Genomic DNA, 26,076 nt, shown 5'->3' with positions numbered 1-26,076 from the left:
AGCAACTTCTTTAATCGCTATTAATTAAATCCCCTAATGAAGAAACATCCACTTCTTACCACCACTTTCTTGTCTGTCTACCTTGTAATTTCAAACTTCTTACAGGCGCAGGACATCCGTTTTGTTAACGGCAGATTTAAGATCGTCCAGTTCACAGACTTACATTACGTAGCCAATGCGGAACCTTCTATCAAATCCATACGTACAATCGAAGCTACGTTAGATGCTGAACACCCTGATCTCGTAGTCTTTACGGGAGATATAGTCGTCAAGTCTCCTAGCAAACAAGGTTGGGACGAAGTATTACAAACTGTCATCAGTCGTAAAATCCCCTACATCGTGACGCTGGGTAACCACGACGATGAAAGTGAAATGACACGTCTGGAAGTTGCATCCTATATTTCAAGGAAACCATATTTACTCAATAACACAGCAAGTATTCCAGGTGTGGACGGTGTACTTAACGCTAGTCTGAATATCATCGGAAAAGATAATAAAGCACAGTTTACCCTTTATGCCTTAGACTCCAAGGCGTATTCCCAATATAAAGAAATCAAAGGCTACGACTGGTTTGGCGCCAATCAAGTAAATTGGTATCGCGCCGAAAGTGAACGTATAAAGAAAGAAAATAACACCACGCTTCCTGCCTTGGCCTTTTTCCATATCCCATTCCCTGAATACGAAATAGCATTCAACAACCTAAACCACTCGCGTATCGGTGTACGCTATGAAAAAGAAGGAAGCCCTATTATAAACTCCGGTATGTTTGAAGCTATGCTTCACCAAGGGGATGTTGTCGGTACGTTTGTAGGACATGAGCACGTCAACGATTACTTGGTGGATTACTACGGTATTGCACTTGCTTATGGCTGTTTCACTGGGAGTGAAAACACCTATCTACGGCATAAAAATGGTGCTCGTATCATTGAGATTAAAGAAGGTGTCAAGGGATTCCACACTTATATTAGAGAGTCAGATGGAATGATTGTGTACCCTACCGACTATCCATTCCCAAAGAAAAAGTAATCTTTATGGACATGTCCACTTCTCTAACATCCTGCGATGATCGACAGTTGCTACATTTAACAGCTCAGAAAGACCTAAAAGCTTTTGATGAGCTGTTAAAAAGATATGAGTACAAGGTATTTTCCTTCTGCCACAAATTACTCAAAGACAAGTGTCTTGCTGAAGAAATCACACAAGATATCTTTGTACAATTGTGGCAAGAGGCCGACACCTCCTTCCTTATCCAATCCCTACCCGCCTGGTTATACAGGCTATCAAAAAATAAAAGTATCAACCTTATCAAACAACAGCTTGCCCGACTGAAAAGAGAACAGCTCTTTTCAGGAGAGCAGGATCTTATTGTTGAAGGGGCTCCTTTGGAAGAGTCCAATAGGCGTGAAGAACTCATATCCTATTTTTTACCTCTTTTGCCTGAAAAGACACGTCTCGTACTAGAACTCAAACTGTATGAGCAATTAAGCAATGAAGAAATAGCGAACCGTTTGGGCATCTCTGCTCACACCGTAAAAAACCATCTCAGCAACAGCTATCAACAACTTCGCTTACATATTTCACGGCATCTTATCGCTGCACTATTGACCTTTGGTCAATTTAATTATTTCTTAACCCAAGCTTAACGCAACTATGTAGGATGAAAAGGCCATTGGCTTTGTCATCCTTATAGATGAATAACAAAAAAAGACAAGATATTAAGAAATCCGTTTTACGAATAGTATGGCGGCACACACCTACCTTACCACGTACAGCAGCACAGGTTCGCGCACACGAGCTACGACGAAGTCGCATACTCGAACGCATTGCACAATCGCAACAGATCCGTACACTACCATTCTGGAAACAAGCAAGATTTCAGGCTGCCGCATCAATAGCCGTTCTGTTTTCTGCCTTAGTCTATTTTATCGGCTATCAGTCTACTCCAAAAATAGACCAATATCATATAGTCACTTCTGCGATCTCACGTAGTATTACACTTCCTGACAGCAGTATCGTCACATTGGAACCTTACTCCTCTTTGTCTTGGCAACAAACCGGAGATCAATTTGATCGCCTAGTATCGCTAGTAGGTGAAGCCAGATTTGAGGTGACCCGCAAAATGAAACAAACATTCACCGTCAAAGGTACTCATCTAAGTGTACAGGTATTGGGCACCGTCTTTACCGTACGCGATATCAGGGGTAGCAAAGATCAAAAAGTACATGTAGACGAAGGCAAAGTAGCTGTAAGCTTAAATAATACCACAGGCAATAAGCCCTATACCCTTGTAGCCGGTCAGGAATTGGTACATACAGAGAACAAAACGCAAATTTCAGCTATTAGACAGGTTAATACAAACAACAAGCCAAAAAAACATATAAAACTCCTAGCATCCAACCTAGAGCAGCTGGGCATACAGTTGGCAGAAGCGTATCGTATCGAAGTACATGTGACTCCCGGAATCCGACAAAATGGTGCCCTTACAGCTGAATTTAAAGATATGGATCTGGATCAGATACTAGCTCTAGTAAGCAAAACCATCAAAATCAACTATAGAATCGAAACCAATAAAGTGTATATAACTCCGAAATAATAAGTAAAATGTAAACTCTATCAAACAAAAAAAGGCGTTGGCATAGTGCCAAGCCTTTAAGATACCATAAGCTGCAATCCTATGGTGTCGCCTCCCATAGCATTAAATACTTAAGACCGTATTAATTCAAAATTAGTGAATTTATCCGAAGCAAACAATCCCTAAAAAGGACCGCTACTTCGGATCGCTTCAAAAAGAATCAACTATTACAATGAAAGTTAATAAGCATTTCTTATACCGAACAATATTAGCGACTTGGGTACTCCAAGCGGTACCATACTGCATCCAAGCAAGCTCCCCTTCAATGATACGGAGCGCCGTGGACACGATCGATCAGACTAAAATATCATTAAATATTTCCAATAAATCTCTACAGGAGGCAATACGGCAAATTGAAGCACAAACAGGATATAACTTTGTCTTCAACGCCGAACAAATAAACACAAGAAAAGACATCTCCATTCAAAAAAGTGGTTCGCTGAATGAAGTATTGCGATCCTTGATCCAAGCAACAAATTATGATTTCCAAGTTTCGGGGCAACATATTGTCATCAGTCCCAAGGTCGTCAAACAGCAGGTGGTAATCCAAGGCTATGTTAAAGACAAAAACGGTCCACTAGCACAAGTATCGATTACTGCTTTAGGTCATGGCTCAAATTACAGCACGGATGCCAATGGTTACTTCAAGTTTAATCTACCTAATGGAACCGATAAACTGAGTTTTAAATACATGGGCTACGAACCGATCACCATACACAACTTGACGCCTTACCTCAATGGCAACTCTAACCTACATGTGACCATGCAGGCACATAACGAAAATCTGGAAGAGGTAGTGGTCACTGCATTAGGGATCAAAAAAGATAGTAAAAAATTGGGTTATGCCGTACAGGAAATAAAAAGCAAGGACCTAACGAGCATTCCGAGCAACAACTTTGCTTCACAACTCAGCGGTAAAGTTGCCGGTTTAACGGTATTCAACTCGCCTAACCTTATGCAAGAGACTAAAATCAGTCTTAGAGGTAGTCAACCATTGATCGTAATCGATGGAATTCCGGTAAACTCCAACACGTATGATATCGATCCAGATGACATTGCCAATATTACAGTCTTAAAAGGAGCTACAGGTTCTTCGTTGTACGGATCTAAGGGGCAAAATGGCGTCATCCAGATCACGACCAAAAAAGGAGAAAATGAAACGGCTGTAGAATTCAGTCAAAAATCTATATTCCGAGCTGGGTGGATCGTCTTTCCAGAAACACAAAATAGCTATGGTAACGGTGAGCAGGGTAAATACGCTTATTTCGATGGTATGGGCAATGGTACTTTTGACAACGACTTTGTATGGGGACCAAAACTCGACCAAAAAGACCCGAACACGGCAAGTGGCTACTGGGAAACACCCCAATGGGATAGCCCACTCGATGCGCAGGGTAATCGTATCCCGACCCCATTTGTATCCAGAGGTCGTAAAAACCTAGAAAATTTCTTGGAAAACGGCTATACCCTGAGCAACAATGTGAACATATCCAAATCTACTGATCGTAGCAATATACGTTTAGGATTAGGGTATGATTACACCAATGGCGAAGTACCAAGTACGGAACTCAAAAACTACAACGCGTCATTACATGCTTCATCACAGATTACGGATAAGTTCAAGGTTAACTCTTCCTTCCAATACAATAATCAAAATTCGCCCAACTTCCCTAGAACAACATACGGCAATACGCATATCCTATATGGCATGTTGATATGGGCTGGTAAGGATGTCGACATGCGTGATTTCAAAGACTACTGGCTACCTGGCCGAGAAGGTTACGAGCAGAAATACTTCAACTACTCGTGGATCAACAATCCTTACTACATGGCTTATGAACAAACCCAATCGCTGCGCCGTAACAAGTTCTTCGGTGTAGTCAGTGGCGAGTACAAGCTGAATGACAACTGGGAAATCAATCTGCGTCAAAGTGCAGAAATTATCGGTTCGACTGCGGCCATGAAATATCCTTTTGATTTTATCGGTGCTAATGCCATAAAAGGAAATTACGAATTAAAAAACGACAATCTCTATGAATACAATTCCGACCTATTCGTCAAGTATAACAGGACATTTGGCAAGTTTGCTATAGACGGGTTTATAGGAGCTTCTATCAATTTTAGGGAGTCAAACTGGCAAGAATCAAAAACCCAAGGACTACAGGTGCCGAATATCTATAACCTGGCAAACTCGGCAGGCCCCGTATTGGCAAAAAACAACCTTACAGAATACGCTCGTAATTCCGCATTTGTCTCTGTGGATTTGAGTTACGATGACAATTATTTCTTGACATTATCTGAGCGAATCGATCAATCCTCCGCCTTACCGATTGATAACAATACCTATACTTACCCTTCTGTATCAGGATCAGTCATCCTTTCCAATCTACTTAAGATGCCGAGTAGTCATTTCCTGAAAGCTAGAGGTTCTTGGGCTCAGGTACGTGCTGATTTAGCACCTTATCAATACCAGACATTCTATAACCCAGCTATAACCTACAATGGTTTAAATTCGGTAAGTTACTCCAATATTTTAGGTAATGTGCTTCTGACACCACAGATGACCAATGGTGTCGAAGTCGGATTGAGTGGATCCTTCTTCCGTAATAAGTTGACTTTTGACGCTACCGCTTATCAATACATCGATTCAGAATCTATTTTCGATCAGGAAGCCTCGCTAGCTTCGGGATTTGCGAAGTATAAGATCAATGGCAACCGTTTTAAAAGACACGGCCTGGAATTGACCGCGGGATTGAACCTAGACCTATCCTCCCGTTTGAAATGGAATACCATATTCAATTGGAGTACTAATCGGACCATACTGGATGCCGTACACGGTGGCATGGACAATCTATCGGGTATAAAAGTTGGCGAACGTATGGACTCTTACCTCACCAACAATAGCATGCAGAAGACAGCGGATGGACAACTTATAATTGGCGCAAACGGCTTGCCTGTAAAAGATAATACCCTTAAAAATCTAGGACACACTGGGGCCGACTGGACCTTAGGATGGACCAATAATTTCACCTTTGATAAAAGTTGGAATCTCTCCTTCTTATGGGAAGCCCGTATTGGAGGGATTGATCAAGCCAACCTAAACCGTCAGATGTGGTACTCTGGTGCTCACCCAGAATCGGTCGGATCAGAGCGTGAAGCCTATAATAGAGGCGAAAAATATATTGCAGAAGGAGTCAATGCTACTCCTGAAGGATACGTAACCAACTCTTATGGTACTACCTACAAAGACTTTGTAGAGCAATATTGGTATAGACTAAATGGCGAATCTAACGTCCATGACCTATCCTTCCTAAAACTGAGAGAGGTGGCACTAGGATATACATTGACACCGCAACAAGTTCAAAAGTTGGGCAGATTCTTCAAAGGAGGTTCTTTTAGCCTAATCGGCTCTAACCTATTTTTGATAAGTGACTTTCCTTTTGCAGATCCTGATATTGGCAATGGCGGAATAGTCGGGAATCAATTACAGTTTCCTTCTACCCGTAACATCGGATTTAATGTCAATTTAAAATTCTAATCGTAACAACCGTGAAATATCCATGTAGCAGTAACTGCACAAACACAAATGACCGCGAAGCAGCATGCACGCTAATTACAACAATTCTTGCATACTGTAATTTGGATATTCCATATGGACGTTAAAAAATAAACCGAGTGAAACGAGCTCATTTATACCGATGAAAACAAACACGCATAAATAATTATACACATATGAAAGCAACATTTAAATATATACTTACTGGCCTGTTCGTAGGGAGTACCTTTTTATCCTGTGATGTCGAAAAATACAACTTAGACCCAAACAGGCCTACCGTAGTAGAACCGCAGGCGATCTTGCCCAATGTCATATTCCAAAGCTTTAAGAACAGATATCCTTGGCAACCAGGATTGACGATGCGCCATAATACAGCCATATCCGATAGACAGGCATTCCAGACCTACGAATGGAGCAATGGTAACTGGGATGAATTTAATATCCTTCGCGATGTACAGAAGATCCTAACTACACCTACAGCGACTGAAGCAGATAAAGCCATCGCACATATCCTTCGCGCCTATAACTTCCTTTACCTGACACGTATGTACGGAGATATCCCCTATTCGCAAGCCCTAGCTGGCGAACAAACAGGCAATCCTGTATTCTCGCCTGCCTACGACACGCAAAAAAATGTGCTCCTGGGCATACTCACTGAGTTACAAACGGCGAATAGCATCTTGTCTCAAACCCAGAGCCGTGTCAATGGAGATATACTCTATCAGGGGGATCTAAAGAGATGGCAGAAACTTGCCAACTCACTTGCTTTGAAAGTCTTATTAGCAAGCTCTAACAGAGAGTCCGATACAGATTTGAACATTAGAGAACGCTTCAAAACAATCATCAGTAATCCAGGACAGTACCCCGTATTTAGCAGTACTCAAGATGAGGTAAAAATGGCCTACAGCGATTATGAATTTATCCGTTACCCTATGTATAATGATTACAATGTGCAAAACAAGCGATTTATGGGAAAACAGCTTACTGAGTTAATGAAATCCCTGAAGGATCCACGCCTATTTTTCTATGCGCAACCTGCACAGAATTCATTGGATAAAGGATTGACGGCCCAAGATTTCGAGGCTTACCAAGGTATCGATGGCAGCTTATCAATGCCAAAAGCTACAGAACTCGCATCAACGGGAAACTACAGCCGTATTCATGTTCAAAACTACACCATATCTGAAGTTGGTAAGCCATCTCTAGCTTTTAGCTACACCGAATTGATGTTATTACTGGAAGAAGCTCGATTAAGAGGATGGTTCAGCAGTACGGAAAACTACTACGCAAACGCCATAAAAGCATCTTTTGAACATTATGGAATTGCCACAGAGTCCGCCTCCTATTTACAAAACAACCCTTTAGCACAGGATGTTCAAAAAGCACTACAACAAGTCTATGCACAGCGCTATATCCTATTCTACCACCAAGGAGATTTTGAACCCCTATTTGAGTACCACCGCACAGGCTATCCACAGCTAACCTTTGGTGAGGGACAGGCTACATCGAGCATGCCCTACCGCATGATGTATCCGCTATCGGAGCAGAACACCAATACGGTCAATTTCGAACAGGCTCTAGCGCGCCAGGGTATGAAGACAGACAATATCATGCACAAATTATGGATCTACAATTAAATAGAAAATGATAAAGCGACTTACACTATTATTTAGCATACTACTATCCAGACAAATAGCTGCTGTTGCGCAGTCGGATCTTCCGCAATGGCAAGATGGTAATCTGGATATTCTCATATTCAAAACCGGCCATGGGGATGCTATATTTACAATCATGCCTGACGGCACGACAATGCTTACTGATCCAGGAGAACTTGATCTATCAGATGCCAGAACATGGTCTCCGCGTAACTCGGCAGCTTATCCCAATGCTTCAAAATTTGCCGATCAATGGATCGCAGATTACATTGAACAGATTAACCCTAATACAAATAAAAAACAGGTCGACTACGCTTTCATTACCCATTTTCACGACGACCACTACGGTATGATCTATCCTGGAGCACGTAAATCGATCCTGGGTGACTATCTGCTGTCAGGAATCACTGGTGTAGGTGAACAAATCCAATTTAAGAAACTTATTGACAGAGGGTATCCTCACTACAATGTACCTTTTAATTTAGCCCAATTTTTAGAAAAGAACAACAAGAAAGAATATCAAACGCTAATGAACTACTTCACTTATCTAAAGAGCGGCCAAGCGAAGGGAATGGTCGTTGAGGGGTTTAAAGTAGGTGATGATAAACAATTCCGCATGCAACATGCGGCTCAAAAATACCCCGGCTTTAAGATTCAAAATATCTCAGCAAACGGTTATTATTGGGAGAGGACCTCAGGAAAGGTACACAACGCCTATGCGGAGAACAGCTCTTATATCCCTTCAGAGAATGGGGTGAGTTGCGGCATTCTAATCGAATATAATGGATTTAAGTTCTTTCATGGTGGCGACACCCCCGGTGTACCGTCTATAGGTGCTCCAAGTTACTACGATATGGAATCCAAAATAGCACCTTCAATCGGTGAAGTCGATGTAGCAATAGCTAATCATCACGCCGGAAGGGACGTACTCAACGAGACCTTTATCCGTACACTTAAACCCCGTATATGGTTTCAGGTGGTCTGGTCTGCGGATCAGCCCGGTCCTGAAACACTTCAGCGAATGCTCTCTACACATCTTTATCAAGGGCCTAGAGACCTATTCGCTACCGATATATTGCCATCCAATCGTGTCGTACTTGGTGACATTGTAGACCGCGCCTATAAATCTACCGACAAACACCTCTGGCTCCAGGTAAAGGGAGATGGCAGCTATCTCGTACATACCTTGTCCACTAAAGCTGATAAGCTTAAATTGGAACAGACATTTGGTCCTTATCAGACTAAAAAATAAAACATTAGACACCTATATATTACATATTACTCTTAGTCCTAAGACGCACTGCGCTTAGGACTTTTTCTCTTAAAGTAATCTCTTTTTTGTAATATCTCCTTAATATCAAATTGAACCTCAGCTTCACTCAAAGAAATGTTTCTACATTTCCTCTATAAAACATTCTATTGGCTGAGGAGAGCTACAAAATTTAATATTCGAACGCAATTAAATTGCGTATAGAGGCAAATTTACGTAGGTTTGAAAACAGTAGGATTCGCGAATTCAAGATGATGAACTTATTACGGTCTAGATTTTTTTTACTTTCATTATTCTGTCTGTACTTGCTAGAGGCCTATTCTCAAGAACTTACCGGCGTAATCCTACAAAATAAATTCCGATCAGATCTCGTGACCTACAAACAATTCGAGGTCAAACACCGTCGGTATGTCGATACTAAAAACGTTAAATTATCATATCTCCAATGGGGGGATACTTCGGCGACAGAACGGGTATTTGTATGGCTACATGGTAGTTTGAGCAATGCCTATGAATTTATGCCTTTTGCTCAAGATATGACCAACCAGGGGTATCGGGTCCTATCTATCGATCAGTATAATGCCGGCAAAACAGAAGCACCCTTTTTTGACGCTTCGTTTGATGACCTTTGTTCAGACATTAAATCTCTATTCGATCACCTAGAGATTAAACGAGTAGTAATTGGTGGTTTTTCTCGGGGAGGATTCCTTGCGACCAACTTCTACAAATTATACCCAGATTATGTGGACGCCCTAATCCTAGAAGATGGTGGTTCGGTAGACTTCGATCATAGTTATCTCCATTTAGATAGTTTGGGCCTAAAAGAAAAATTACAACAAGTCAATGTACCTGAGGACATCAAAGAGAAATATTTTGGTTATCACCGAAGCAAATTTGAAGCCTACAAAAGCCTATATAATCCCGAAGAAACCAGTAATCAGTTTCAGATTCTCAGCTATATCAAACCGCAGGGCTCTTCATGGGTTACCTATCGTGGACAGCCTGAATACTACCATATGCAAGACAGCCTCCATATGTCTGAGGTCTTATTCGGCAGTCCTAAAGTCAGTAAATACGCCGCTTCTATCATAAACTTACGTCCTGCAGAAATATTTCAAAATCTCAGCGTCCCGGTGTTAATAATGGATGCCCGTTCGTCCAATGATCCGATCCCAATTTATGAAGCAAATAGGGCATTAGTTGCTCAGCATCCCAATTTGATCAACCATCAAGTATTTGAAAATATAGAGCACAATATACATTATGCCAATCCAAACGGTTTTATAAAGGCGATAATTAGCTTTCTACAGTCCCAACCTCGATAACTGTAGTCCCTATGTCATTTATTTACAAAGAGGCTTATCGATCACAAATAGTTTTTTTCGCTCTTCAAAATAATGTAATTTTATATATATGAGTCTACTATTTACCCCTTTGGCATTAAAAAACCAAACACTATCCAACAGGATCGTCGTGTCCCCTATGTGTCAATACTCCGCTGTTGACGGATTTGCTAACAGATGGCATCTTGTTCACTTAGGCCAATTTGCGATAGGAAAGGCAGCTTTAATCATTCAAGAAGCGACTTCTGTTACTGAGGATGGTCGCATCTCTTACGGAGATCTAGGATTATGGAAAGACGAGCAATTAGTACCATTGAAAGATATTGTTGACTTTGTCCATCAGCAAGGCAGTTTGATAGGTATCCAACTCGCACACGCAGGACGAAAGGCCTCTACAGAAAAACCCTGGATCAGCAGGAAGCAAATCAGACCAGATCAAGAAAATGGATGGCAGACCGTAGCACCGTCGGCAATCCCCTATCATATAACAGAAAATGCCCCTGTAGCTCTTAGCATTACACAAATACAGCAACTCATAACAGCTTTTAAGGATTCGGCCTCACGGGCGGTACAGGCAGGATATGATATTATCGAGCTTCACGGTGCACACGGTTATTTAATCCATCAGTTTCTATCTCCTTTGACCAATCTTCGCACCGATGATTATGGTGGTTCATTTGAAAACAGAATCCGTTTTCTAGTCCAGATCATTGAAGCAGTACAAAGCGTATTACAGCAACAATCCCTGTGGTTACGTATTTCCGCTACCGATTGGGCCGATGGAGGTTGGAATCTACAAGAGTCGATTAAGCTGGTCGAAATCGTCAAGACCATGGGTGTTGAAGTGGTAGATGTATCATCAGGTGGTGCGGTCCGACATCAGGAGATTATGGTAAAAGAGAGTTATCAGGTTCCTTTTGCGCATCGCATAAAAGAAGATACCTCGATCCTAACCGGGACAGTAGGCTTAATAAGACGAGCAGAACAGGCTGAGCAGATACTTGAACGAAAACAAGCAGACCTGATTTTGATTGGTCGTGGATTTTTACAAAACCCGCACTTGGTGCTTCAATTTGCGAACGAACTTGGTGTGAAAATTCCTTGGTCACCCGCCTACGCCCGCGGCCTTGAAACAATGTAATAGGACATAAACATATAAATAAAACAGACCTATAATCTTTCGGGCACATCACTTTGCAAGGCGGCTGGCGTTAATTATCGGCATACACCTTAACTTATAAACTGCTTCCAAGACTGTATTTCAAATTCGATCTTGGGAGCAGATATAGTTTTCCACACCCTGATACGAAGTATATTTTAGCTCCGACAAACTTGTATCTTCGCAACATTACGCTAAGTTCATGTTTACATTTGCCAGCATACTGATCATAATCTGTCTTGCCCTCATAGGGCTCGTGCTACGATACCATTACTTAAGAAATAAAAGGCAAGATGAAGATAAAAAACTAACGTTAGAAGCTGATGTTAATGCGTTCAGCAAACTCTTGAGCAGCCATTCATCTGATATACAAAACATCTACCAACAGATTCTCCCCTTTGAAGATCGCTATTGTTCAAATACGGATTTGGCTCGAAAAATAGCCTATATTGAGCGCAAGCTTCCACTCCTTGCCTTTAAAAAGAATGTTCAGATAGATAATCCTTTGTCTATATCCTATCAAGCGATATACACTTATGTAGCCGATAGCCAAAAGCTCAGAATAAACCACAACACCTCCTTTCTGGAACGGGAGAAAAATAGGTCTAAAAAATATTTTCAAACCTTACTTTCCCATCCTTTGGACAAACAGCAGATCGATGCTATTCTTCATGACGATGACAATACCTTAATCATTGCTGGAGCTGGATGCGGAAAAACAACTACAGTACAAGGGAAAATAGAATACCTACTCTACAGTGGATTGGCTAAACCAACGGATATACTCGTACTGTCTTTTGCTAAAAAGAATGCAGATGATCTGAAAAAAAAGCTAGCTCATTTAGGTGTCACTTGCCGTACTTTTCATGCCCTTGCCTATCAGATTATTAAAGAAGATGAATCTGACCCCGACATTCTACCTCCAAATGAAGTTGATCGAGTCATCGTAGATATACATCAGCGTATGTGCATGGATACAACGTACTTATCTTCATTCAACGATTTTGTGCTCAACGGGATCCGTCCGGTCCTAAATAGTGGTGATTTTAAAAGCTATGCTGCTTATATTGACTATCTAAAAGACAGCGAGTTTGAATCCATACAAGGACTACTCGCCAAGCGCCAATTTTTCTTGCATGGACGTGATAGGCGCATGACTGGTGAATTTGTAAAAAATGGAGAACACTGTTATATCGCAAATTTTCTATTTCTACACGGTATTTCCTACAGTTACGAGACTCCGTTTACAGCCTCATTGGATTCAGGCCAAGGAGATTCTGTAAATAAACAACTAAAGAGATATAAGCCTACATTCACCATCTATCTCCATGGTTATGACGCACAGCAGATCAAAACCTGTCCATCTCCTCAAGATCACCTGATCTTCATAGATCATTTCGATGTGGACGAAACGGAAGATACCTTAATCTGGCGTAACAACATACACCAATCCTGTAGTAGCAAATATGTTAAGTCCTATGCCCAAGAGTTTAAGGACAAAACTATTGAAGAGAATTTAATCAATCATCTCTCAAAATACGGCATTGCACTAAGACGAAAACCCAATGAAGAGGTCTACAAAATCTTAGAAGAGACCTACGGCAAGGAAATAGATGCAGTCCTCAAGTTAATGCAGACCTTCATAACGCTGTTCAAATCCAGTGATCAGACCTTCGACAAGTTAATGAAAAGTAACCGACAGCAATTCAAACAGGATATAGCGTTACAAAATCGCAATGAACAGTTTTTCTATATTATCAATCGCATATACCTCGCTTATCGAGATAAACTAAGACAGCTCAAAAAGGTAGATTTTGACGATCTAATTCACAGTGCGACACTAAAGGTCAAAAGCAATCGGTACCTACACGCTTACAAGTATATCGTTGTCGATGAATTTCAGGACATCTCGATCAATCGCTGTAAACTCCTATTAGCATTGAAGAAACAACGCTTTTGTAAATTATTTGCTGTAGGAGACGACTGGCAATCCATTTACCGCTTTTCTGGTAGCGACCTGACTCTATTTAATCGATTTGAAGAGTTCTTTGGTCATACAATCGTTAAGAAGATTGAAACGACCTATCGATTTGCAGAACCCATGATCCATATTTCTTCACGTTTCATATTAAAGAATCCCAATCAAATAGAAAAGACATTGCGAAATCCAGACAATCGCAAGACAGAGGCTTTCTTCGAATTCACGCAGGATGGTGTAGCTCACCTTAACCAAGATTTGCTCCATGTATTACAAAAGCTTTACAAGCAATATGGAGAACAGCTGCAATACAAGTCTATACTGCTGTTGGGAAGGTATCAACATGATATCAATCGTATTATTGAATCGCAAAATATACATGTCGTAAAAAAACAATCCTATATCCATATTCATACACTTCTTCGCGATATTCAGATCGATAAACAAGGAAATACCATCCGTAACAATCAACTACAGCTAGACAAGAAGGTTGATTTTCAAACCGTACATAGTGCAAAGGGACTTGAAGCTGATATCGTCATCTTAATAAATTGCGAAGGCGGAAAATATGGCTTTCCTGCAGAACTAACTGACGATAAGGTATTAAATCTTCTATTATCGGGTGACGACCAATACCCAAACAGCGAAGAAAGACGGGCCTTCTACGTCGCTATGACCAGAGCCAAGGAAAAGTTTTATTTTCTATTGGATAAAAACAAGCAATCCAAGTTCATCCGTGAGCTTCACCTCGATTATGTCGGCCCACTAACCCCATACACTCAACAATGTAAACAATGCGGCGGCGAACTTCGATTTATCAAGAACATATCAAACAAAATAGGCGAATCTCAAATGTATGGCTGTACGAATTTTAGGTACGGATGCGATTACACAACGTTTCGTAAATCGACAAAAGAGAATAAAGCTCTTTCTAAAGATAGTCATTAAGACACTGATGATCCCGAAATCCTTGGGTAGCAAAAACGATCGACCCACAATCGGATATAGCACGGCTGGGTTTCGCTCCTACTCTATTGCCTATCAGGCCATTTTTTTGTAAGTTTGTGAGGTATATGGACATTATGAAATATTTAATAGGCATACTTTCCCTACTGGCACTGGCATCTTGTAGTAGTCAAGAAAAGGAACAAAAGTTGGAGCAACTGGATAAAAAATCGGCACGAGAAGTCACTTTAAAAACAGTTGTAAAAGGAGATTCTGTACTGCACATTACGACGCAGCATATCTGGTACAACGGAGAACAGATCGCTGCAAAAAGCGATACTATCATTACTGCCGCTGCACCCAACACCTGGGATGGTGTAGATTCTACGAAAACACTGAGCAAAGTTCCTATTTATGTAACTGTACAATAATGAGAAAATCATCAGCAAAAAATATCCAGCTGGTACTGATCACCTCAGTATTGGCATCATGTGGACAACCGCAGCAACAGCAGGCGGATGGAAAGCAACGCGTATATATGCGGGCAGACTCTACCGCAGCCTATACGGAAGTCACGGACAACTACCGTCCTGGACATGGTACTGGAGGTGGTATGGGATCTTCTCTACTCTGGTTTATGGCATTCAGGCATATGGGAGGCGTATTAGGCTATGCCAATAACAGCTTGCATCCACAGTCAGTATCCGGCACCAATGCAGCAAAGGCTGCAGCTTTTAATGCACAACGAGGTGGTTTTGGTAAGAGTGCGACTACTACCCCTAAAGCATCGGCTGGATCATAATGCAAGTAAAGAAGCTACGTATAGATCCCAACTGGGAATCTCGATTGGAGTCTATTGGATACGGATACCACAGCATGGATGGGGTCCCCTATTGGGTCGATGATTATTACTATGAGATAAGCAGCAAAGAGGCTGATCTTATCTATAAAGCGACCAGCGAATTATGGTCGATGTGTCTAGAAGCTGTCGAGTATGTGATCAAACACAAACGTTATGATCACTTTCATATTCCTCCATTTATGATTCATCACATTGAACGGACCTGGGAAAATGATGAACCCTCCATTTACGGTAGATTTGACTTCGCTTACGATACGACGAGTGGCGCATTGAAAATGTTAGAGTTCAATGCCGATACACCAACTTCATTGTTTGAAACCGGCATAGTGCAATGGTATTGGAAACAACATTACTTTCCGGAGCTCACTGATCAATTCAACAGCATTCACGAACAATTGATAAACAGCTGGGGCGAACTAAAACCTTATCTTAAAGGGGATATTTTGCATTTTTCCTGTGCAAAAGAAACCCTAGAAGATCTAACAAATATAGAATACCTTCGGGATACAGCAATCCAGGCAGGATTACAGACCAAGCTAATCTATATAGATGATATCGGCTGGACAGGGCGCGATTTTGTAGATTTAGAAGGCGAATCTATTCAATCTATATTCAAATTGTATCCTTGGGAATGGATGGTTCGTGAAGATTTTGGCGTACATGTAATTAATGATCTCAATCAGACACAGTGGATCGAACCTTCTTGGAAGATGTTGTTATCCAATAAGGCGATACTGCCCATCCTGTGGGAGTTATTTCCCAATCACCCCAACCTGCTTGCCGCCTACTTTAAGGAGCCAGACTATTTAAAGCATTTTGTAAAGAAGCCTATTCTCTCTAGAGAGGGGGCTAATATCGAGATGTACTACGATAAACAGATGATCTATTCTACGGAAGGTGAATACGGCGAAGAAGGATATATTTACCAAGAACTAGCCTCCTTACATCGGGAGGATACTGGATTCGCCATAATAGGTAGCTGGGTAATCGGACAAGAATCCTGTGGTATATCCTTTAGAGAATCAGATATGCCGATCACAACAGATCAAAGTAGATTTGTACCGCATATCATAAGACATTAATAGTAAAGAGCACAGATAAAAAACCAGTTCTATTATTCCTTTTAAATTCGACTAAAAATGTAAATTCGATTCTAATTTAGAAGGTATGCTTAAAAATATGCTCTTGCTCGTCGTATCAGGTTTTTTCCTACTGTCTTGTGACACACGCCAAGAAAAAAAAGATCTTGTATGGTATAATGATCAAGTAATCGAACAACTTGAACCTCAAGGGGACTCCGTCTATAGGATACAGATCGGTATTATGGCTTCTTCCTTTTGGTTAGAAGAGCAGCACAAAGAACTTGAAAATTATCTTTTTTTACTACGTAATAGTTTAACACAACGCGATAGCCTAAACATTGGGGTCGAAAAAGGCAGCAATAAAATCCTAATTGTTGAAAAAGCGAAATAGTTTCCTTTAATAAAAAGGGATTATGAGATATAAAATAGATTTAACGAGAGATTGATGCTAATTTCAAATTAGAAGACATGGATAAAAAGACATATTTAATCTTTGGTGTGAGTAAAGGACTCGGAAAAGCAATAACGCAACAGCTACCCGATACAGCCGATACCATATTCGGTGTTTCAAGAAGTGAACCCGATTATTTAGACACCCAGAAGAACATGAAGTGGATCTCGATGGACCTATCCAATCCTTCTATATCCGCACAAATCCTAAAAGAGCAGCTGGAGAATCAGAAACTAGACTACTTCATATATAATGTTGGTATCTGGGAAGAACAGGCTTTTTCAACAGATTACGATTTCGAGCATGTGTCCGAATCCGAAATAGTCTCTATTATAAACACAAATATTACATCCTGCCTATTGACGATACAATCGGTCATTGCTAACCTGAAACAAGCTAACAATGCTAAAGTGATTTTGATCGGTTCTACATGGGGACTGGACAACCATAACGGTAAGGAAGTAGCGTTTTCTGCTACTAAATTCGCCTTAAGAGGAATGATACATGCATTAAGAGAGAATCTACGCCCTTATAAAATCGGGGTATCCATTTTGAATCTAGGATATTTAGCTACAGTTGAAGATGAACAAAACAATGAAGAACTTATTCCCCTTGCGGATGTCATCAATGCCCTTCGATTTATAACACAGACCTCTAATGCAAGCTGTGTCAAAGAGATCAATATGCCCGCAATGCAAGATCTAAATATCTAGACAATCGAACGCTTCCGTCTTGGCTTAACTCCTTTTTCTATAATCTACTGCCTGTAGCGTGCCATCTTCGCGTTTGATATGTGTTTCCGCTCCAATTACGATATCTGTATTTTGTGCCGAGACACATAACCAGCCCTTTGTCTGTTTTCGAGCGACAAAAAGAAATATATTATTCCGAGCACCTGCCTTACCGTGCAAATCGGTCTGTCCTGAGAGTTGCATCCGAGCATGTACCACGGCGATATCTTCAGAAAGATACTTTACTTTTACTTTTCCCAATTTCAATAAAGAATCCTTAAAAATCACTTTCAATCCGTAGTCATGGGCTTTACGAATAGCCTCCCGATTGTCCCACCAAATACCGACCACATTAATAAAATCAGCATTTTCTTCAAATAAATCGGCGATATAATCAGCTCGACGTAAGTTCCAGGCTTCAACGAATAAAACAGGGATATCTTCCGGATTTTTAACTTCAGGCGCGATCATCTTCTTTCTATGGGGCTAATGTCATTGACACTGAATATACGCTATTTTCGGCAAGATATAAAACGGGCTGTCTCGAAAAAGACAGCCCGTCGTAATGTTACCAAGTAACGATTAAATCCGCTAAGATTGGGAGATGATCCAAATCATTCAAGTGCGTGAATGGAGCAGATACATTCATTATTTTAATGTTGCTACTCGTTACGATATTATCGATACTCCTGTTAGGTACAGCTCCAACCCGACCTTCAGCAGCATTTGTACCTACCGCAGTACCGAACCAGCCTTGTACACCCCCATTCGCCATATTAAAGCCAGCTTCTGTAAACTTCAACTGCACCTTATCAGCAGCATTCATGTCCCCCATACAGATAAAGTATTCATACTTCTTTAACTCAGTCAATAGCGCATCAATCGAACTGTTATGCCATTCCTTTTGCCAAGGAATATGTGAAGATATAACTGTAATAGTCTTATTTCCCACTTTCAGATCACCTAACACAGCATAATAATCGCCATCCCACTTCTCTTGGCGTATATTTTCCAAGGTATAGTTCGTTGCGATACCGTTATAAATCCACTTATTCTCCTTCCCAAAATAGACGTTTTTATAGAACGGTTTCAACAAAGCCTCCTCGGCTACTACGGTACTATCTTTATCGAAATAGCGATTCCATTCATTTACAGCAAATACATCAAGCCCCTGTTCGCCAATCCAGCTTTTCCAGCGGAACAATTCTGCTTGCATCATCTTCCCATCTCCCTGAAATCCGCCTAATCGACCTTGATTAAAGTGTCCTAAGTTATACACCCCTACTTTTATACGTAGGGGTAAGTTATGCTGTAATTGCCCTAAAGCTGTAGTACAAGTTAATGCACAAAGTCCAAACAATCCTGTAATCTTTCTTATCATATCTTTATTTATTATAGCGAATAGCTAAATAACCTATCCCTGTTGTTGTTGCCACAGACAACGGTTCACTTGCATAACTGCTTCCATCAGAAGCGAGGTTCTTTTCGACAACCAATCGAAGATATACCTTTGATTTCCCTAACATTGCCAATGGAAGCTTGACATTAATATTTTTGTACGCTGCTAGCTGGTGTATATTGGTATTTGCAAATAAAGGAGCATCCGGAACCGTATAACTCTTTATTTTGGTCCAAGTACCGTCCATATTACCATGTTCAGACCATTCTACTTTCCAATAGCGCGGAGCCCCTTTTCCAGTCCCCCCCACAAGATTATTTACGGTAAATTGTAGTGAAAGCTGACTTGTATTAATTCCCAGCGTAGAAAAATCTATCACAAATCCTTCTCCTCTATTCTTTTCATAATTCCACCATGTATTGTTAGCCGTAATTGCAGCATTGGTCACAGCTCCTTTACCATCAGAGTTAGTGTTAGCTTCCGTATTCTGTTTACTGCCTGAGCCTGTCAACACACCATTTCCATATTGATTTGTATTTCCTAAATTCTCTTTCCCGACAGGTCCCAGATAACTAAAATCTAAATTTCTACCTAGGCTCACCGTATTCATAGAAAAGGTTATGCTACCATTGTTACCTAGCGTAGGTAAGGCGATACCATTCGTAATATTCGGATATTGATACTCGGTAAGCAATTCAGAAAAACCACTATTCAATGCAGCATTGATTTTAATATCCTCTTTAGTCAAATGACGGATCTGATATCTTCCGATATTTCCATAATCTTGCTCCAAATTCGCATCTTGATACTCAAATCGTGTGAACTTTTCATGCACAATGATACCAGAAATTGTCCCTGATCCAGAAGGTAACATACTGCCATCTCTACGATAGCTGGTACGCGTATTCGTTAACGTAAAGAAGTCATCTCCATTTTTATCACGCATCAGCAAAGGGTATTTACCGATTCGATGTGCCGCGAATAAAGTAGAATAACCTTCATTGATCGGTGTAAAGGAACCCTTTCGGATCGGAAACTCCACATCTTTCAAGGTAACAAAGGTATAAAGATCGTCATCTGTAAGGTCTTTCATATACTTCTGCTTAACTGCAAGCTGACTGAAAGTGCCTTCCTCCTGTTTCATCACCATCGTCGATGTTACACCTGTTAGCGTGTAACGGTTTGGATTAGCCTCGCGTTCTACTCCAACACCTTTTAACAGAATCTGCACCTTACCATATCTCTTGAAGATATTGTCCGCAGGCGTACTTGTTATGATACGAAAGCCGTAGCGTCCATCCAAACTCTGCACATATACTGTACGGTCATTTTGCGTATAGTTAATGGCTGTTGGCGTCGTTTGAGGAGCATCCCCCACGTTTGGATTACCAGCATCACTGACCACATGCCCTTCGATAAACAAATCAGAAGTTATCTTCTCTCCAGCCCATACCCGTACCTCTGGAAAATCTGCTTGGGTCCCGAACTTGTTCTGTGCATTTGCCTGCAACAGATATAGCGTAGACACATGTTCGATATCCCAACCGTCTTTGTAAGAAAGGCGAACCTGTACATTGCGCAGCTCTGTCTGCGAAGTATTCGGTTTGACTGTAAAGCTAAAATTTTCAGTATTAGGATCGTATGCGAAATCCTCATTTAACCAAGCTTCGGCGTCCGGTGTAGGATAAATAACCTTTATGGTCATATCCTCCAGCGGAATATTGGTTTTTAGCTTGCCGACTACCGCTCCTCCGTCACCTAATACTGTTGTATTCAAGGTTGGAAAATTCAATACAGGCTGTATGGTACCGTTTTGTTTAACCATGACGGTATCATAACGCTCGCTTTCTGCTGCATACAGCGCAACTACAGACTTACGCGGAAATCCAACGTTAGCTTCATGATCCAATAGGAAGCTGGTGTCTCCCTTCATTTTAGTATTACTTAGCTTTAACCAAGACTGTTCCTGTGGTAATACCACTTCAAAGTTCCCATTGGACAACACTTTAATCTCCAGCTGACCAGCAGTAGCCGGAATTGTATACTCTTTTTTTGCAGCCCCAAGTTCTGAAAACTTGAGATATTCTGCATCATCTTTTTTGCATGCTAAAGCTAACAACAATGAGCAAAAAGCAGCAATATATTGTAATCTGACCATCTTTCTATCTTAATATTAAGGTATATATTTAACAGCGACTGCTCCCAAGCGTACAGTTACTATCGGTGATGACGCTGTAATTTTTCCACTCTCTGCACCATTTGGCGAATCCGCTCCACAGACATCCTTCTGAGCTTGTAACTTAACATAAACGTTTGCTTTGCCCAATAACTCATTCGGCAATTTGAAGGTAAACGTATTCAGACCATTCGCCGTATACATATGGTTTAGCCCCCAACCCGCCAGCGGACGGATGCCATAAGTAGAATTCGGAAGTACGCTGTAATTGACACCATCTAAAGAGTAAGCAATCTCCCAGTAAGTTGGCACATTCAAAGTTGCAGCTGTTCCCGATCCTCCACCTTGGCTGAAATTGAAAAGCAACTGTCTTGCACTTATACCAGCTGTCGAGAATTTGAAGACAAAGCCTTCACCCTTATTTGTCGTAGCGTTCCACCACTTCGTATTAAATTGGGCTGCAGAGCTTGGCACAGCTTTAGAAGTCGGATCAGTATGGAAGATTGGGTGCGCACCCACCGAAGAAGCCGCCCCCGCTACTGTACATCCCATCTCACCACTACCAACTGCAGGCAGGATCTTATCTCCACTTTTCTGAATAGTTCCGTTGGCAGAGAGATTGCTTGGATTCATCCATTTCCATTCGACTATAGTATTAGCCTTTTCTGTTCCATTGAGCTTAATATCGGATTGCGTTACGGGTCGGATCGAATAACGACCAATTTCACCGTCTCCATAACCATACTTAATCAATTTGTGATGCACGATAATACCAGAAAATGTTCCTGATCCTGTAGGCAAAGTACTGCGGCTCCACGAAGCAGCAACATTTACTACCGCCTTCAGGCTACTGCCTTGGTCATCATAAATGGCTGTCGGCACGGCATCGACATAAGGCGTAGTCGTCCCAGCCTGATTCCAGTTAAAGATAGCTGCATACCCCATATTTACATTGACATAACTACCATAAGGCACCGAAATGCTGGTATTCTTTAACGTGACATAAGTATACATATCACTGTCGTTTAATTCACCTATCGCTTTAGATTTTGTCGGTAGGCTAGTTGCAGTACCGGCTTCCGATTTAACAACACTACCCGCGACGAGCCCTTTGATGGTATAGCGTGTTGGATTAGATTCTTTCAGCAATACTAAACCATCTACAGAAAGAGTCACTTTACTATAACGTTTCAAGGTATTCGCCCCTTTAGTGGCAAATTTCAATCTTATACCAGAGCTTCCTTGTCCGTTTTGCACATAGGCAGTTTTAAGCGATTCATCGTAATCAATAGCATTGAATGACTGATTGGGGTTCAACTCCATATTTGCATTCGCTGCATCGGAGATTACAAAAGCCTCTAAAACCTGGAGTGGCGTATTAAGCCTGACTTCCCCTTTCTCTGTTGGAATCAATGCTTTCAGGTCCTCCATTGTTAAGTATTCAAAGTCATCTGCTGACTGTTCGATCTGGTGAAGGAAATTGATATAGTTGGTGCCATTGTTCGTGTAGGTCAACTGCACTCGAGCGGTGCGTCTTTCACCAGAATTATTCTGCCGAACAGCAATCATCAATAAACTATCATTTGCTAATTCTACCTTTTCAATCCAATCTACTCCCTGTTCATACGTGATTTCATGTGCAAAGTCGGGAAACAATGCACCGACATTCCCTTTAACGATAACCGTATCGATCTTCGCATTCCTTGTCAACACAGACACCTGCTTGCGGGATACCAATACAGGATCCTGCAAAGATTGGTCTACATCTGTGAATACAGTATACTCCTTATCAAATCCGTCTATAACCGTTAGGTATACCCTTACTGTACGGTTTCTTCCTGCGTTGTTTTCCAAGGCTTTAAATTGGAATCCATTATCTGTAAATGAAGCTTCAGTAATCCATTTCTCTGATGTCTCATCATCATAGAGATAATCTATCTTTATATTTTTGACATTAGACTTCAAGTCATTTACAATTGGTAGATTAATCTGAAAGGGATTCCTGGTGATCGTATATTTTGACTTCGAAAAGCGGAACGCAGCATTTAACCCAGCTTGGATTATCTTTACTTCCTGTTTCTCCTTACCTTTTGATATCACTAATGTAACAGAACGGGATACACCAAAATTCTGGGAATAGGAAAATAGGATATCCGAATTCCCCGTCCCCGACATACGGTCCAATGCCAGCCAATCCGCATCTTCTTTGATCGAAACATTCCAGTCACCATCCGCATATACCATAATCTTTGTCTTTCCCTCCGTGGCTTCGAGGTGCATTTCGTTGGTATTGACAGACAATGAAAGTCCCAAATCAAACTTTCTCTCACACCCCATCAAAAGGGTCAAAAGAATAAGTACGAGACTTCTATGGATAAACATGTTATATATTGTTATCTTATTCATTTTTGTATTATTCGAGCGTTAAAATACTAGAGTAGTAAATGAAACATCATAGGGGGGTGATCTGAATACACCTTAGTAAACTCATCATAGATAGGCATAGCTTTAGTCACTTTCTTCAATATCGGCTCCGTTCCGAATATAAAATCGATTCGTCTCCCCGGGTATTGAAAATCATACTTGGCACTGCCATCTTCTTTATTGCCATGTAAGTAATGGATAGCATCAATATATCCCGCACCCATGATTTCATCTATTGCCCAATAATTGTTAGTCGTTACAGAAGGAGCATAATCTCGACGCGATACAGAGTTAAAATCACCCATAAACAGCCAATCCTTCTCTGCTGCGAACTTCCGAATCGTACTGTCCAACACAATCTTAGCTTCCTGCAAACGATAGTCATTTCCCAGATTATCACCGACGGTCTTCCAATAAGCCTGCGGCCAAAAATGGGTAACGACAATATTTAAGTCTGTATTTTTAAGTCTTGCAAAAATAGCCCCGTGCGACACATTCATGGTGATTCGACGCCTCGATTCGATCGGATACTTCGACGTTAAAGCTACTGGGTAATTATCTGTAGATTTAGGATTCGTAATCACATAATTATGTCCATATCTCTTAGCTAATTTTTCCAGCTCCTTCTGATTGAAACCATTGACCTCTTGTAAAGCTAACACGTCGGGAGCTTGGGACTTGATCCATTCCACGAACTTATTATAATTGTTTGCTTTATCATTTTTCATTCCCTCCAGAATATTGTAACTGATTACTTTTAGCGTATCAGGCAAATTCAATTCTTCGGGGCCAGGCACCTCAATTATAGGCTCAACCTCTTCCTTATCTTTACAGGAGACCATCACTAGTAACAGGACCGAGAAGAAAAGTATCCCTAGAAAAGTGGGTAACCTAAACCTCTTCATCTTTATATGTATATTAACCTTTTCCATAAAATTCATAAGCTTTGTTATCCAAATTGTTTCCTGATTTCACGACTTCAATGTCAGGGATAGGATAGTATTCATGACAAGGCAACATATTATTTTTCAATGCAGCATAATCGGTGTAGTCATACGTAGCTTGATACCATATCCCCCATCGTACCAAATCATACTTGCGTTGATACTCACCAAGCAATTCCCGACCTCTCTCCTTTTGAATCTCTTCTCTCAACAGATCCCAGTTCTTAAATTCGTAGTTTGCTAGTCCAGCCCTATTACGCACCATATTTAGGTATTTGATAGCGTCTGTTTGATTTCTAAGCTCCATATAATTTTCGGCCTGCATCAATAATGCATCGGCATATCGAAATACACGCTGATTATTTCCGTCAGCAACATTATACATGTTATATGTCCAGAATTTAGTTCCTAACCAAGGTCTTGTAGCCGTGCTCTTAAATGCTACCCCTTTGTATTCCCAAGCCATATTAAGATTTGTTCTCAAATCCTCACCGCCCCGGCGCATCACACTTTGAAAAAAGAAATTATTGGGCCGAAGAGGTGACCAGGTTGTAGAAGTAGAACCGAGTTCAGGTATCTCTACACCATCATAAATAGCTCCCGTACTGCGTGTAGGCATACATATAGCTCCTGAGTTTGTCGTCACCTGTAACCCTGTTTCAGAATAAGTAAATTGCACCTCAAAAATGGACTCCAGAATATTCTTGTTTTTCAGGGCAATATCCGCCAACGGGTATTTGTTGAAGTCCCCATAAATAGCTTCGACCTTATCCATGGCATCTCGCGCCACATCCCATTTCTTATTCCATTGAGCGAGCTTGCCGATCAGCATCCATCCCATGGCAGCTCCAGAGCGATTCCCCGGTACATCATTGGTGCGTACCTGTGCAAGGTGCGGAACATATTCCTCTAGTTCGGCAATCAAATAATCTCGTGTCGCTACTGCCGGCATTCTGCCCATTTTGGAGATCCTATCCAACACCTCAGCATTTGCTACATCTTCCGTATAAAAAGGTACATCGCCAAATGTTGAGGTCAGGAACCAATAATAATAAGCACGCATCACCATCCCTTCGGCCAACAATCTATTTTTGGTCTCTTCGGGTAACGGCGAACGTTTAATCCCCGCTATAATCGAATTACAGTACATTACACCCTGATAACCTAGATTCCACATATTTTGTCCAAAACGAGGCAAAGCAGGCGATATATCCAATTGCGCATCGAGCGTACCCGATGCGATATACATCAGATCTGTGACACCTTCCGTCGCAATTAGATAAGTATATGAATAAATCGTTTTTAGAGGAATATAGGTAGAGTTGAGACCAGAAATACACTGTGCCTCTGTTAAGTAATAATTATCTGTATTCACAAAAGACGTAGGCTCCTCGTCTATAGAACACCCTGTCCAGAGTAAACTGCTAATAAAAAATATAAATAGACGTTTCATTTATAAACTTTTTTGA

At 41.0% G+C, this 26,076-nt stretch carries 20 protein-coding genes; 14 read left to right on the top strand and 6 right to left on the bottom strand.

Annotated elements, in window-relative coordinates; all coding sequences use genetic code 11:
* Positions 1-36: 36 nt before the first annotated feature.
* The 14 genes from G7B20_RS02885 (at position 37) to G7B20_RS02820 (ending at position 17,646) form a co-directional block, all read left to right on the top strand.
* A complete protein-coding gene (locus G7B20_RS02885) occupies positions 37-1,026 on the top strand; it encodes a metallophosphoesterase family protein (RefSeq protein WP_164108513.1) in 990 nt (329 codons plus the stop codon).
* Between the two features lie 5 nt (positions 1,027-1,031).
* Positions 1,032-1,643 (top strand): RNA polymerase sigma factor, encoded by a 612-nt coding sequence (locus G7B20_RS02880; RefSeq protein WP_164108512.1) that lies wholly within the window; start codon positions 1,032-1,034, stop codon positions 1,641-1,643.
* 47 nt (positions 1,644-1,690) lie between these two features.
* A complete protein-coding gene (locus G7B20_RS02875) occupies positions 1,691-2,593 on the top strand; it encodes a FecR family protein (protein WP_164108511.1) in 903 nt (300 codons plus the stop codon).
* A gap of 211 nt (positions 2,594-2,804) precedes the next feature.
* The gene (locus G7B20_RS02870) at positions 2,805-6,170 is read left to right on the top strand and encodes a SusC/RagA family TonB-linked outer membrane protein (protein ID WP_164108510.1); all 3,366 of its coding nucleotides are present in this window, start codon (positions 2,805-2,807) and stop codon (positions 6,168-6,170) included.
* A gap of 194 nt (positions 6,171-6,364) precedes the next feature.
* Positions 6,365-7,825 (top strand): SusD/RagB family nutrient-binding outer membrane lipoprotein, encoded by a 1,461-nt coding sequence (locus G7B20_RS02865; RefSeq protein WP_164108509.1) that lies wholly within the window; start codon positions 6,365-6,367, stop codon positions 7,823-7,825.
* Between the two features lie 7 nt (positions 7,826-7,832).
* Entirely contained in the window at positions 7,833-9,095 is a 1,263-nt protein-coding gene (locus G7B20_RS02860; protein WP_164108508.1) for a hypothetical protein, read from the top strand.
* A gap of 269 nt (positions 9,096-9,364) precedes the next feature.
* Complete coding sequence (locus G7B20_RS02855) at positions 9,365-10,438, top strand: alpha/beta fold hydrolase (protein ID WP_164108507.1); 1,074 nt, start codon at positions 9,365-9,367, stop codon at positions 10,436-10,438.
* 88 nt (positions 10,439-10,526) lie between these two features.
* Positions 10,527-11,597: an NADH:flavin oxidoreductase/NADH oxidase gene (locus G7B20_RS02850; protein WP_164108506.1), complete on the top strand. Its 1,071-nt coding sequence runs from the start codon at positions 10,527-10,529 to the stop codon at positions 11,595-11,597.
* Between the two features lie 220 nt (positions 11,598-11,817).
* Positions 11,818-14,541, top strand: a complete 2,724-nt coding sequence (locus G7B20_RS02845; RefSeq protein ID WP_164108505.1) for a UvrD-helicase domain-containing protein — start codon at positions 11,818-11,820, stop codon at positions 14,539-14,541.
* Positions 14,542-14,675: 134 nt separating this feature from the next.
* A complete protein-coding gene (locus tag G7B20_RS02840) occupies positions 14,676-14,969 on the top strand; it encodes a hypothetical protein (RefSeq protein WP_164108504.1) in 294 nt (97 codons plus the stop codon).
* On the top strand, positions 14,969-15,340 hold the full coding sequence (locus tag G7B20_RS02835) for a hypothetical protein (protein WP_164108503.1): 372 nt from the start codon (positions 14,969-14,971) through the stop codon (positions 15,338-15,340). The genes G7B20_RS02840 and G7B20_RS02835 overlap by 1 nt, the downstream gene beginning before the upstream one ends.
* Positions 15,340-16,482 carry a glutathionylspermidine synthase family protein gene (locus tag G7B20_RS02830; RefSeq protein ID WP_164108502.1) on the top strand — a complete coding sequence of 381 codons (1,143 nt, stop codon included), beginning with the start codon at positions 15,340-15,342 and terminating at the stop codon, positions 16,480-16,482. Before G7B20_RS02835 ends, G7B20_RS02830 begins: the two co-directional genes overlap by 1 nt.
* Before the next feature lie 85 nt (positions 16,483-16,567).
* Positions 16,568-16,873 carry a hypothetical protein gene (locus tag G7B20_RS02825; RefSeq protein WP_164108501.1) on the top strand — a complete coding sequence of 102 codons (306 nt, stop codon included), beginning with the start codon at positions 16,568-16,570 and terminating at the stop codon, positions 16,871-16,873.
* A 77-nt stretch (positions 16,874-16,950) separates the two neighbouring features.
* A complete protein-coding gene (locus G7B20_RS02820; RefSeq protein WP_164108500.1) occupies positions 16,951-17,646 on the top strand; it encodes an SDR family NAD(P)-dependent oxidoreductase in 696 nt (231 codons plus the stop codon).
* A gap of 24 nt (positions 17,647-17,670) precedes the next feature.
* Here G7B20_RS02820 and G7B20_RS02815 read toward each other — a convergent pair whose 3' ends face one another.
* From G7B20_RS02815 to G7B20_RS02790, 6 genes are all read right to left on the bottom strand, one after another.
* The gene (locus tag G7B20_RS02815) at positions 17,671-18,135 is read right to left on the bottom strand and encodes an SgcJ/EcaC family oxidoreductase (RefSeq protein ID WP_164108499.1); all 465 of its coding nucleotides are present in this window, start codon (positions 18,133-18,135) and stop codon (positions 17,671-17,673) included.
* A 97-nt stretch (positions 18,136-18,232) separates the two neighbouring features.
* Entirely contained in the window at positions 18,233-19,045 is an 813-nt protein-coding gene (locus G7B20_RS02810) for an endonuclease/exonuclease/phosphatase family protein (RefSeq protein ID WP_164108498.1), read from the bottom strand.
* Between the two features lie 4 nt (positions 19,046-19,049).
* Entirely contained in the window at positions 19,050-21,221 is a 2,172-nt protein-coding gene (locus G7B20_RS02805; protein WP_164108497.1) for a BACON domain-containing protein, read from the bottom strand.
* Positions 21,222-21,236: 15 nt separating this feature from the next.
* A complete protein-coding gene (locus G7B20_RS02800) occupies positions 21,237-23,645 on the bottom strand; it encodes a BACON domain-containing protein (RefSeq protein ID WP_164108496.1) in 2,409 nt (802 codons plus the stop codon).
* Positions 23,646-23,671: 26 nt separating this feature from the next.
* Entirely contained in the window at positions 23,672-24,568 is an 897-nt protein-coding gene (locus tag G7B20_RS02795) for an endonuclease/exonuclease/phosphatase family protein (RefSeq protein ID WP_164108495.1), read from the bottom strand.
* Positions 24,569-24,581: 13 nt separating this feature from the next.
* The gene (locus G7B20_RS02790; protein ID WP_164108494.1) at positions 24,582-26,060 is read right to left on the bottom strand and encodes a RagB/SusD family nutrient uptake outer membrane protein; all 1,479 of its coding nucleotides are present in this window, start codon (positions 26,058-26,060) and stop codon (positions 24,582-24,584) included.
* Positions 26,061-26,076 lie beyond the last annotated feature (16 nt).

It is taken from the genome of Sphingobacterium sp. xlx-96 (genome assembly GCF_011007365.1).
In the GTDB taxonomy this organism is placed as follows: Bacteria; Bacteroidota; Bacteroidia; order Sphingobacteriales; family Sphingobacteriaceae; genus Sphingobacterium; species Sphingobacterium luzhongxinii.
This window is presented reverse-complemented; position numbering and strand designations above follow the sequence as displayed.